Here is a 12,516-nt window from a genome sequence, read left to right on the forward strand (position 1 = left end):
AATTTGAACATTTGCCTTGTGTACTTTTCTCTATCAACAAAAATTTGACCCTCACACCTGATAATCTATCATTTATTGTTTATCCGCTACATGCTTGCAGCAATCATTCGTAGTCAACAATTTGATTGTACTGCTTACCTTTTGATCAATTATTCACAGATAAAAAGAAACTTTTTTAAATTACCTTGTAACAAAAAAATAAATACAAACAAAGCTTTTAAACTAGAATATATCAATATTTAATTCCAATAATCTTTAAAACCTAATTTCTTACTATTTTTCCTTTACAAATATATAATATCCAAACTTTTTTTTTAAAGTTATCCAACAAGTATTCCATTATCAGTTATTTAAAAAGCGTATTATTACTTTTAAATCGGGTTTGTTAAATAAATATTGCGTTATTCACACCATTTTCTTTATTTGATTTTAAGAATATTGATACTCAATTTCAAAATAATTGTTTAAAAAATTGATTTTTTAGTAACTTTCAATAAAAATTCATGAAAATTAAATTTTAAAAACCACCATTATAATTGAATACAAACAAAAACGGCTTTTATTTTGATATAAACAGAAAATAACTCTACCTAGTAGAAATCCTTTTTCCTTAAAGTACACATACAAATATTCTTTATAGCAGCAAGACAAAAATGAACAATTTGCAACGAACACTTGATTGTCCAGACATAAATAAAGGAAGTCATCTGTATTATTTAGGACATTCAACAGCTCTTCTTTTTCAGAAAAAATTCTGAAAATTTAAAAGTTGCTCGGATTATACGCAAAATAAATGGGAAAATCGAAAAAAAAAGTACTGTATTCTAAATTTTTAATTACAGTATTGCTTAAATTACAATTAAGAAAAATTAATCAAGCCCAGAATATTCATATTTGAAAAGTTTCCGTTTGTAAATTTACTTAAAATAAAAGTTTCTAGAGAGCTGATTCCAGTTTATTTGAAAAAAAGACAAATTCTATCAACTCTGCTAATCCAATAGCTCCACTAGTATTTGGTTTAACAAGAAAAAAGGCGCTATCTAAAGGCTGCCCGCATAACGGTTCAACTTCAGATAACGCTTCGTAAAACGGAGAGTGGTTGTCATTTATTGTTCTACGTCTTTAGCTACTTTATACTTGTTCGCAAAACGGATCTCTCTAGTTTTCTGCTTATTTTAGTCACTAACTACCCATTTTATTGCGTTGAAAATTTTAGAATGTTTATTGAGCCGCTTCCGCTTTAGCTTACATACTTATCACGATATAAGTAAACGACACTCACTACGATCCCAGCAATGACTAATATCCCGGCTATAAGGAATAGACTGTGAATACCCACTCCTCCAGTACTAGGTAAAACTCCCTCTTTCACTTTCTTATTTGTTACTTTCAAACTGATGGTATTGCTTCCCCCATTTATCCCGCCTGATCCACTAACATTTGGGTGATTTGAAATTGCCACTGTTCCATCCACCTTGATTTCAAAGTTGATCGGGTCTTGGATTCGTTCATAACCATTTGGATTATCGACCTCTATTAATGTATAGCTTCCCAGCCTCAAATTTGTAAAATCGAAAATGGGACCACTGGTTATTGTTTTTTCATAATTGTTCGGTCCTATCAGCTTAAATATAGCACCCGAAAGCAGCTTTTCATCTGGATCAACTTTTTCGATCTTTAAAGAGAAATCCTTTAATTGATTAAGCGCATGATATTCTTCCGCTTTGTCCTTCACTTTAAAAACCAGCGTTGTTGGCGGATTCCCTTCTGTAACTTTGATCTCAAAATCGTCCATTTTTTGGTACCCAACCGGAACATAGGTTTCTTTAACTATATAGTCGCCGATTGGAAAATCTTTAATCGTGACTTTTCCCGTATCATCGGGTGTCACATCTTGCGCTAGAATCTTTCCATCACTGCGTTCTACCTGAAACTTCGGCAGATCGTTATCGAATGTTGTCGTTCCATCTTCCATGAATTTCCAGAATTGGTAATCCTCACGCAGAAGTTCATTTGTAATTTTGATCCCGCCATTGATCATTGTCTCCGAGGTGAAACTACTCTGATTTAGGCTTGGTTCCTTATACCCCTTTGTTCGCTTCGACTCTATGACACGATACGTATTTTTTTCACCACCTTCTACCGGTGAAAAAGTATCCTTCCAATTATTTCCCGGATTCAAAACTTTGGATTCGATATCTTGCCAAGTTGCCCCCTCCGCTTTCTGTAAAGTAACCGTGATATCATCAGCTCTCAACCCCCAATAATCAGCTTCTTCTCGATACGTATCTGACCAAATTTTTTCAACTGGAATCACGAAATCTGGCTTTGAGATTTTTACAGAGGGAACACCGAATTCGACTATATCATTCGTTCTTTCTGGCGTAGGACGCAAAGTCGTCGTCTTATTGGCCGGATACCAATAATTAGAAACAAAGGATGCGTCGGTGGTTTTCAAACGCACAGTGTACTCTAACTCAATTTCTTGCTCCTCAGTCAAGTTGATATTATTGACTTTGATTTGACGACGGTCGTCAGCAATCGAAATAACTGGCAGATCATCATTCTCGATTTTAGGCGCACCATTATCAATTTGCTTAACTTTTGGTGCTTTCCCCGCATCAGTGACTAGTTCAACCATATCCCCCAATGGATCAGTTACTTCACCTTTATCAACTGTCCGGATAATTGTTTTATACCATTGGTTAAAGTATTCAGTAAGATCATTCAGGTTTTGTACATGATAGAAAAAATAATCAGATTCTGAATCTCCAGTAGTATTAGCTTTTTTAGTCGCCATTTTATACATTCCATTTATCAACTCACTCGTTGGGTGATCCCAATAATCACCCTCCTTAGTAGCAATCTGCATAGCCAAACTATGAATTTCAATACCTTCATTTTTCACCATGTGAGCCGTCGAATTAGTCGTTGTTAAATGGCTGCTAATCCGTTGGTTATTTACAGTGAAGATTTGATTATCAAATTTAGTTGAACTACCTGTTGAACCTAAACGGCCGCCTTTTAAATAATTCGGAGCCGTACCTTGATTGAAACTTGTGATCAAGGTTGGATCATAATACATATTTTCATTATACTCCGCAGCTAAAGGAGTCCAGCTTTTATTCGGCGCTCCATCAGTTAAAACAAAAAGTAATTTGTGCCGCTCACCCATGTTTGAGGCATTTGAAAAAATATCACTAGCTTGCTTTATCCCCCGTTGAGTAAATGTCTGTCCTACAGATAGAGCTCTACTATATTCGGCCACCATTTTATCCCAATTCGCATGATTCGATGATAGTGGAAAAGTCATCGTTTCACCCGGACTTGTCCCCCATGTAGCCCCCTCATAATCTGAGAAGATATGAGAACCGATCCGAATACTATCTTGATTGTTAGCATACACCTTTTTCAATTCCCCAATTATTTTACTAAGGGATTCTTGCGCATCTTTTTTTCTTGACTGTGTTGCCCCAGCTAAATAATTGCTCATTGAACCTGAATTATCTAGTAAGAAAACTAGGTCAACACCAGGCTTATACGTGACATTCCCGCGGACATTCAGCTTAATCTTAAATTCATCTGCTTTGTCCGTTTGTTGAGCATACTTTCGCAGGTGAATATTCGAATCACTTTGATCTTCTCCATACTTTATATACGATTGCTTATGCTCATCATTCGCAACATTCCAACTCGTCACATTGTCCCAACCGCTTGCTTTCTCATATCCGCCCTGATGATTGATCACATTTGTCTGTCCTTCTGGCTGCCACGCCATAGTGGGATAAGTTCCCGTTCCATCTGTCGTGTATTGTGTTTCCTTATTTTTATACAACGGATTGTACATTTGACGGAGTGCTGGACTCGTTTCGTTTGAATCAGCATTCTTAGTTGATTGTTTAGGTCCAATAAACGCTTCTGAATTCGCTGTTGGCAAAACTTCCTTAAGCTTCAAGTTCTCTGAGTCAGCATGTTCACTTTGCTTCTCATCAGAGGTCTTTGATTCAAGAACAAATGGTTTCTCTTGTTCCAAAATATCTTTCTGAATCTCCTCCTCTGCAGAAGCAGTATCCGACGACAGCTTCTGTTGATCCATTTGAACGGATAGGTAAAGCTTGTCAACGGAGGAGTCAGATTCAACTATTAGCTGTTCTTCCTTTTCAACTGAAAAGTTCTTCTCTAAGAACCAGCCATCTTCTTCTATCATATGATCTATCTCTGGATAGTCGATCACTTGCTCCTTTTCGTCAGTGATTTTAAACTTTAATCGCTGACGAAACGCCTCATTCTTAGCTTGTCTTTTGAACATTATCCTCCATTGATTTTTGTCTCCTTCTTTTTTATAGCTATATTCAAGCTGCAAAAAAGCGTGATCAACAAGTTTTGTTCCAGTCGTTTCAGCTCGAACAGTTATAATTGGCGAAATTAACTCAACGACAATTGAAAAAAATAATAATCCTAAGACTAATACCATGATCTTTTTCATCATATTTTTCTCCTTTCAAATTAGATTGATTTAGAAACGACTCCTAGTTCTCTTACTAGCTACTCTGATTTAAATAAAAAAGAGAAAAACCAAAAAATCCATATAATAAATTTTGACTTATTCCCTAATATTTCAGTAACTAAAAACGATCAAATATTATGAGTATTTCTACTTTCGATACTTTAAATCACGAATCGTGACTTATTGGAACCTAAATAATAGCAGACATTATTTTTTTAATTTCTTCAAATTATTTTTTTGCTAGAGTTATTGAAAAAGGATAAAATACTGCTATAAAAACACTTATAATACAAAATGCGTTATTTACTTCTTTTAGTTAAAAAAAAATTAAATATATTGGCTACCATTATCGAAATACTAGATAAACTATTTGATTTCTTGATGTTTTAATTTTTTCCTTTCATTAATTACATAAAAAAATTCCGAGTGAAAATACCACCCGGATTAGCTCTTTATTGGAAGATAGAACAAAAAAAACCAAGACTGTATTTCTACTAGTCTCGGTCTTCAAATTAGTTGCTTAAGTCTTCACCATTTGTTTCGATGACTTTTTTGTACCAATCAAATGATTTTTTCTTGCTGCGTTTCAAGGTTCCGTTGCCTTCATTGTCGCGGTCAACGTAAATGAAGCCATAACGTTTCTTCATTTCACCTGTTCCGGCAGATACAAGGTCGATACAGCCCCAAGTCGTGTAGCCTAATAGATCTACGCCGTCTTGGTCTACAGCATCTTTCATCGCTTGAACGTGCTGTGCTAGATAGTCGATACGATAATCGTCTTCTACATAGCCGTTTTCATCTGGGGCATCGATAGCACCCAGACCATTTTCTACAACGAACAATGGTTTTTGGTAACGGTCATACAGGTCATTCATTGTGATACGCAGACCTAGTGGATCAATCTGCCATCCCCATTCACTTGATTCCAAGTATGGGTTCTTCACAGAAGCGAAGATATTACCGCTTGTTTGCTCTAATAGTTCAGGATCTGTTGTTGCTACGCGAGATGAATAGTATGAGAATGAGATGAAATCAACTGTGTGAGCTTTCAATAGCTCTTCGTCGCCTTCTTCCATCTTCACTTCGATCCCTTTACGTTCCATTTCTTTCACCGCATAGGCTGGATATTCCCCACGCGATTGTACATCAATGAAGAAATAGTTTTGACGTTCTTCTTGACGACCAGCCCAAACATCGTCTGGTTTTGGTGTATATGGATAGTAAGAACCTGCCGCTAACATACAGCCAACTTGGTTTTCAGGATCCACTTCATGAGCGATTCTCGTTGCAATCGCTGAAGCGACTAACTCATGATGCGCTGCTTGATATTTGACTTGTTCTTCGTTTTCGCCTTCTTCAAAGTAAAGCCCTGCGCCCATAAATGGTGCGTGCAAGATCATATTGATCTCGTTGAAGGTCAGCCAATATTTAACTAGTCCTTTGTAACGATTGAAAATCACATTACATAAGTTTTCGTAGAAACCAACTACTTCACGGCTGCGCCATGCCCCATATTTTTCAACTAAGTGCATTGGGCAGTCAAAGTGAGTGATCGTTACTAATGGTTCGATGCCGAATTTTTTACATTCCTTGAAGATATCTTCGTAGAATTTCAGCCCTTCTTCATTTGGCTCTTTTTCGTCGCCTTTAGGGAAGATACGACTCCACGCTAAGGATAGTCGATACGTTTTGAAGCCCATTTCTGCAAATAGCGCGATGTCTTCTTTCCAATGATGGTACATATCGATCGCTTCTTTGGCTGGATAAAAATGCTCATCATCAAATTCAAACATTTTCTTTTTCCCTGCAATGACTGCAAAACGATCTTCACCAACTGGTGCAAGGTCTACGTTTGCCAAACCGCGTCCGCCTTCGTTATAGCCGCCTTCACATTGATTGGCCGCTGTTGCGCCGCCCCATAAAAAGTCTTTTCTGAATCCCATACTTTCCCTGCTTTCTATACTTTTTCTAAGTCCAACTCACGTGCCACTTCGTCTTGTACCTCGATGCCGTCTTTTTCTAGACGAGCGATCGTTTCTTTGAAGTTTGGCAAATGATCTTTATGTGCGATAAATAATTCATCCATGATCCGTTGCGCTGTTTTCCCCGAACGAACCATCGGATTGATCGTGAATGCTTGCAATGCTGTATCGTAGTCCCCAGTTACAGCCGCTTCGATCGTTAGTAATTCCATCGCTTTCATCACTTGCAGCCAGCCGCGTTCTGCTACTGGCAACTCGCCAAATGCGACATTACGAGCACCTTGTCCGCCGATATAAGCAGAAACTTCCACTACGCAATCTGCTGGAAGATCTGGTACAGCACCATCATTTTTAGTAGAAACAACTAATTGCGTGTTCTTGTTCGCATAAATAGAAGCGATCGATTCACAGGCTGCATCAGAATAATAAGCGCCTCCGCGTTGTCCTAATTGTTCTGGTTTGTAATCTAAGTTTGGATCTTTGTATAATTCAAACAATTCTGTTTCCGTTTGCTTCACTTGCTGCGCACGCGTACCGATTGTTTTGTACTCTTCTAACGCATGAGCAAGTGTTTCTTCTTCTTGATAGTAATAATGATGGTAGCCGCAAGGAATCATCTTCATTTGTTCTAAAATTTCTCTTGGGAATGGAATATCATGGATATTTTTCGGCATACCTGTCTCGTCGCCTGCGTACATTTTTTCGACGATATCCATCGTCACGTCTTTGCCCTTAAGATCCGTCACTTTATGCCAGTGGAAATGGTTTAAGCCAGCAAACTTGTAGATCAATTCATCTGCTTCTTTGCCTAATAATTCAGGTTCGATCATTTGTGCCATTACTGGTACATTACATAAGCCAATGACTTTGTCCCATTTGCCGTAACGAACGACAGCTTCAGTCACCATACCACTTGGGTTAGCAAAGTTGATCAGCCAAGCATCTGGACATAGACGTTTCATGTCTTCGACGATTTCTAAAATAATCGGAACAGTTCGGAAGGCTTTGAACATTCCGCCGGCACCATTGGTCTCTTGTCCTAACATGCCATAATACGCGGGAATACGTTCATCTTTGATCCGAGCTTCTAATAAGCCAACACGGAATTGAGTTGTCACAAAATCTGCGTCTTTCAAAGCTTCTTCACGATCTAAAGTGATATGAACTTTAACATCATAAGGGGATGCATCCCACATACGCTGTGCCATTGCACCAACGATTTCAACTTTTTCACGACCTGCTTCAATATCGACTAACCAGATTTCACGAACTGGCAATTCATCGTAACGTTTGATAAACCCTTCCATTAATTCCGGTGTGTAACTGCTGCCTCCACCAATTGTGGCGATTTTTACTCCTGCTGACATTCGATCGACTCCTTCTGTTTTTATTTACAATTCAATTATCTATTACGTAAAATCTTAATTCAATCCGTTTACAAGCTATTCCATTCTTATTTACAAATCAGTAGAAGAAAACGGTTTATTTTGTAAATGTTGGTGGATTATTTCTCTTTTTTTCTACATTGATCCACAAAAGTGTTTACAAATAATTTATACTATACGTAAACGACTAGGAGGTGCTTAAATGCTCTTATCAGAAAAAATGAGACAAACTGATTTTTCTAATGCAGAGGCTGCCTTAGTCAATTACGTTTTGGACAAAGGCATCGAGATTGAACCTCTGACGATCAAAGAGATCGCGGAAGCCAATTTTGTCCATCCATCCACTTTGATCCGGGTGGCAAAAAAATTGGGGTACAAAGGCTGGTTGGAACTACGAACAGAATTTTTAGCAGAACAAACCTATCTGCAAACATATTTTGAAGATGTCGATGCGAACTTTCCTTTTCAAACAAACGACGGCCTAATGACTATCGCCAACAAAATTGCTTCTTTAGAACGAACCACAGTTGATGATACCTTGAGCTTGTTAAATCATGATGATCTGCAAAAAGCCAAACAGCTTTTATTGAATGCGAAACAGATCAAAATATTCGGCAGCAATGCCAATCTGCTGATCTCGCAAGACTTCGCTTTAAAAATGCGCCGCATCAAAAAGAATGTCGTGACGAGTCAAACAATGGGCGAAGATACCTACGAAGCCTTCAACAGTCAGGAAGATACATGCGCCATCTTGATTTCCTATACAGGAGAGAATAATTTCATTTTACGTCTCGCGAAAATCCTGCGAAAACAGAATATCCCTGTCATTGCCTTGACCAGTATTGGTGATAACACTTTGGCATCGATAAGTCAGGCTACTTTGCGAATCACGACTCGCGAGCGTCTCTATTCAAAGATCGCCAATTTCACAATCAATTCATCCATCTGTTATTTGCTGGATGTACTGTACAGCTGTGTCTTTGCTGAAGACTACCAGAAAAACTTGAATCATTTGATTGCTATCGGCGAATTGGCCGATACACGAAAAACTAGTTCAGAAATCATGGCTGAATCACCAGAATCCATGATCCAGATCAGCGAATCCTTTCGACCAAATTAAAGTTCGGGACACTGTCCCGAACTTTAATTTTTACCCTAATTTAGACTAGAACAGTCAATAGTTCATCACTATTTCCAACATCTGCTTGTTGATCTGCCTCTATAATATCAAGGTAGTCTGCCGAGTTGGTCACAATCACCGGTGTTTCTACACTATAGCCCGCTTCTTCAATCGCTTGGATATCAAAACTGACTAGCTTATCGCCGCGTTTTACTTTTGCTCCCTGCTCAACATAGGCTTCGAAATATTTTCCGTCTAATTGAACAGTGTCTAATCCAATGTGAATCAATAATTCTAATCCGTTGTCTGATACTAAACCAATCGCGTGCTTGGTTGGGAACATCGTCATGACAGTCCCATCGAATGGTGCGACTACTTCCCCGACCGTCGGATGAATGACTACTCCTTTGCCTAACGCGCCTTGCGCAAATGCTTGGTCTTTCGCCGTCTCTAATGGCATCATATTGCCTTGTACAGGAGATGTCACAATTTCTTTGCGAACACCCATCTCATTTTGAACCTCTGTTTTTTCTGTTACTTCATCATCTTTCCAGAACAGCATCGTTGCTACAAAACTGAAGACCATCGCTACACCAACCGCGATGAACTGTGTGATCATATTGCTAATATCGCTATTGGCTGTATCGATATGATTAACAAAACCAAAGATACCTAAACCGCCCATGATAAAGCTTCTAGCCCCAAATAATCCAGTAATCAAACCACCGATTGCTGCACCGATCATTGAGATCAAGAAAGGTTTTTTCTTTGGCAAACTCAACCCGTAAATCGCTGGTTCAGTAACTCCGAATAGTCCAGAGATAACTGCTGGAATCGCCAATTGTTTTAATTTTTTGTCTTTTAGTTTGAAGAACATCGCCAAAACAACTGCGGTTTGAGCAAAGCTTGCTGAGAATGAAGCAGCCAAGATCGTATCGAAACCTAGTGTTGAGATGTTGATGATCGCCAATGGAATCAAGCTCCAATGTAACCCAAAGATTACCAGTGCTTGCCAGAAGAAACCAACCGTAACACTCATCAAGACTGGTGAGAATTCGTACAATGCTGTGAATCCGCTGCCTAACAAGTTTGTCAAGAAAGTAATTACCGGACCGATAATCAAGAAACCAAAGAATACTGAAATCAAAATCGTAAACATAGGTACTAAGAAAGTTTGCAGCATTTCAGGAATTAAACGTTTCGCCAATTTTTGAATACGACTCGCAAACCAGATAACTAAAATAACTGGAACCACACTACTTGTATAGTTGTTCGCAATAATCGGCAGTCCAAAAACTCTGATGAATACAGGACTCTCCAAGATCGTATTGGCAAACAACGTCATGATCGGTTTTCCAGCGCCCAAAGCAGAGGCTTGAATCGTTGGATAAACCATCGCCATCCCAATCGCAAGCCCTGTAAAGTCAGCAACCTTGAACTTGCGAGCTGCGGTTAACCCAATCGCTACCGGCATGAAGTAGAAGATACAGTCGCCGACTGCAGTAAAGAATAGGTCTGTTCCAGCTCCAGCTTCATACAATTTGAGATATAAGAAGAGTGCGTTAAACCCTTTCAGCATACCGCAGGCTGTCAAAGCGCCCAAGAAAGGCTGGAAACAGCCTGAGATCAGATCAATCAGACGGTTAAAAATATTGCCCTTTTCACCTTCGTCATCGTCGCTTGCTTCACCTGTAATCCCTGCAACTTCTAATACATCAGCATAAACTAGCGGTACATGATTCCCAATAACCACCTGGAATTGTCCCCCGCTCTTCATGATCGTTACAACACCATCCATGTTTTTCAAGACATCTTCATTTGCCTTTGCTTCATCTTTCAATTTGAAACGCAAACGCGTGATACAATGTGTCACACTATTGATATTTTCTTTTCCGCCTACATTTGCGATAATTTTCTCTGCTAAATCCTGATATTTACCCACTCGTTTTTCCTCCTAATTCAATTTACTGTATTCATCTTAAAAGAGTTCTTTTTAACAACATTTCATCCTTTATAATGTATACCCTTTCACTAAGCAACAACCCGGGATTCATGTGCAAAGCAGGCGGGTAATTCTATTGATTTACTTTTTGGACTAATCGTGCGATATGGATCGTTAAATATAACTTTTCATCATTGGACATTTCGTAATGATACTTTTTGCTAATAAAATCGGCAATTCTTTCCACACATTGATAGGCATTTTGGTACTTCTTTTGAATGATCAAAAGAAGCTCGTCATCCGTCTCATCAGTCAGTTGCCGTTGATTCATGATACGAGAAGCAAAGAAACGCAAATGCGTTGTAAAACGATAGAAGTAGACAGATTCCTCATCCAATTGAACTTTAAAATAATAGCTGGTAATTTGAATAATCTCTTGCATCAATTCTGCCATCAGATAAGCATCTTCGTTATCGCTTTCCGTTTGCGCATTTACTAAATGCAATGCAATATTTCCGGCTTCGTCTTCTCCTAAATCAATGTTGAATTTACCTTTGATTTTCTTTACGGCACTTACCCCGACTGAAAATTCGTCTGGAAATAAACGTTTGACATCCCACAATAACAAGTTCCGCACCCGCACGCCTTCTTTAACTCGCTGGATCGCGGCATATAAATGGTCCGTGATCGAAATATAAAGCGAGTCATTCAACGGATTTTTCAATGTGACCTTTGCCTCATCAATAATGTCATTGGCAATTTCTACATAGCTGATTGGAACATCTACTAACAGTTCTTGAAATTTAAGGAACAAATCACTATTCGCAAGGTGATAGGTTTTATCGATCGCCGTCTCGGCTATCTCATCCCCTATTTTTTTCTGAAAGGCTAGACCACGCCCCATCGCGACGATCTCGTTATTTTTTTGATCAGTCGTGATGACTACATTGTTATTCAAAATCTTCTGAATCTGCATCCAATGCTCCTCCGTTCTGTGACATTCGCTACTAAAAATCGCTTCCACTGACTTCGTTCACTTAAAATGATAGATATCTTTGTAATCGTTGTCAAACCCAAGTTTGTTGTTTTTTATAAAGTCACCTCCTGTTTTAGAGCAACAAAAAAACCCAATGAGGGCACGACAAATAACTCGTACACATCATCAGGTTTAGCTTGTATTAAAACAATCACTATCCATCATTTGGTCTATTTAATTCAAAATTAGCTTAACAAATAGAGAAAGCGCTGTCAATAGATTTTACAAAAAGATTTTCTGTATCCCCCTTTTTTGTAAATCGAATATTGACCGCTTTATAAAAAATATTTCTGAATCTAGCAGCAATACAATTGGTCCCTAGTGAACTCAATTAGAAGCCAATATTACCTGTAAAGAAGTTGAAGGCGAGCGCCAAAAAAATAATTGCCATAACTAAACTACTCCACAAACTAAACATCACGAAAGGAGACGTATTTTGATTGCCACTCTTTTTCAGACTAGTAAACGACCGTTTAGTCATCCATAATTGCCACACCCCAAGAATTAAAAAAGCCACACCGATTATCATATTCTTTCCCCCTCT

At 38.4% G+C, this 12,516-nt stretch carries 7 protein-coding genes; 1 reads left to right on the forward strand and 6 read right to left on the reverse strand.

The features are described from left to right. Positions 1–1,240: 1,240 nt before the first annotated feature. From PGP85_RS16005 to PGP85_RS16015, 3 genes are all read right to left on the reverse strand, one after another. Complete coding sequence (locus tag PGP85_RS16005) at positions 1,241–4,486, reverse strand: VWA domain-containing protein (protein ID WP_270328422.1); 3,246 nt, start codon at positions 4,484–4,486, stop codon at positions 1,241–1,243. Between the two features lie 533 nt (positions 4,487–5,019). Next, positions 5,020–6,450, reverse strand: a complete 1,431-nt coding sequence (locus PGP85_RS16010) for a 6-phospho-beta-glucosidase (RefSeq protein WP_270328423.1) — start codon at positions 6,448–6,450, stop codon at positions 5,020–5,022. Positions 6,451–6,464: 14 nt separating this feature from the next. Beyond that, entirely contained in the window at positions 6,465–7,856 is a 1,392-nt protein-coding gene (locus PGP85_RS16015) for a 6-phospho-beta-glucosidase (protein ID WP_010741005.1), read from the reverse strand. A 220-nt stretch (positions 7,857–8,076) separates the two neighbouring features. On the opposite strand from PGP85_RS16015, the gene PGP85_RS16020 reads away from it, so the two are divergent. Next, positions 8,077–8,994, forward strand: coding sequence for a MurR/RpiR family transcriptional regulator (locus PGP85_RS16020; protein WP_090406945.1), 918 nt, complete (start codon positions 8,077–8,079; stop codon positions 8,992–8,994). Positions 8,995–9,034: 40 nt separating this feature from the next. On the opposite strand, the gene PGP85_RS16025 is transcribed toward PGP85_RS16020, so the two are convergent. The 3 genes from PGP85_RS16025 to PGP85_RS16035 all read right to left on the reverse strand — a co-directional run bounded on the left by PGP85_RS16025 (position 9,035) and on the right by PGP85_RS16035 (position 12,501). Then, entirely contained in the window at positions 9,035–10,936 is a 1,902-nt protein-coding gene (locus PGP85_RS16025; protein ID WP_270328424.1) for a beta-glucoside-specific PTS transporter subunit IIABC, read from the reverse strand. A 133-nt stretch (positions 10,937–11,069) separates the two neighbouring features. Continuing rightward, on the reverse strand, positions 11,070–11,912 hold the full coding sequence (licT, locus tag PGP85_RS16030) for a BglG family transcription antiterminator LicT (RefSeq protein ID WP_270328425.1): 843 nt from the start codon (positions 11,910–11,912) through the stop codon (positions 11,070–11,072). A gap of 391 nt (positions 11,913–12,303) precedes the next feature. Then, positions 12,304–12,501 (reverse strand): hypothetical protein, encoded by a 198-nt coding sequence (locus PGP85_RS16035; RefSeq protein WP_010741009.1) that lies wholly within the window; start codon positions 12,499–12,501, stop codon positions 12,304–12,306. Positions 12,502–12,516 lie beyond the last annotated feature (15 nt).

Source organism: Enterococcus malodoratus (assembly GCF_027659535.1).
Lineage (GTDB): Bacteria > Bacillota > Bacilli > Lactobacillales > Enterococcaceae > Enterococcus_A > Enterococcus_A malodoratus.

Excerpts from the sequence above, each read along its gene's own strand:
- PGP85_RS16005 (WP_270328422.1), bottom strand. The coding sequence starts at position 4,486 with ATGAAAAAGATCATGGTATTAGTCTTAGGATTATTATTTTTTTCAATT.
- PGP85_RS16010 (WP_270328423.1), bottom strand. The coding sequence starts at position 6,450 with ATGGGATTCAGAAAAGACTTTTTATGGGGCGGCGCAACAGCGGCCAAT.
- PGP85_RS16015 (WP_010741005.1), bottom strand. The coding sequence starts at position 7,856 with ATGTCAGCAGGAGTAAAAATCGCCACAATTGGTGGAGGCAGCAGTTAC.
- PGP85_RS16020 (WP_090406945.1), top strand. The coding sequence starts at position 8,077 with ATGCTCTTATCAGAAAAAATGAGACAAACTGATTTTTCTAATGCAGAG.
- licT (WP_270328425.1), bottom strand. The coding sequence starts at position 11,912 with ATGCAGATTCAGAAGATTTTGAATAACAATGTAGTCATCACGACTGAT.
- PGP85_RS16035 (WP_010741009.1), bottom strand. The coding sequence starts at position 12,501 with ATGATAATCGGTGTGGCTTTTTTAATTCTTGGGGTGTGGCAATTATGG.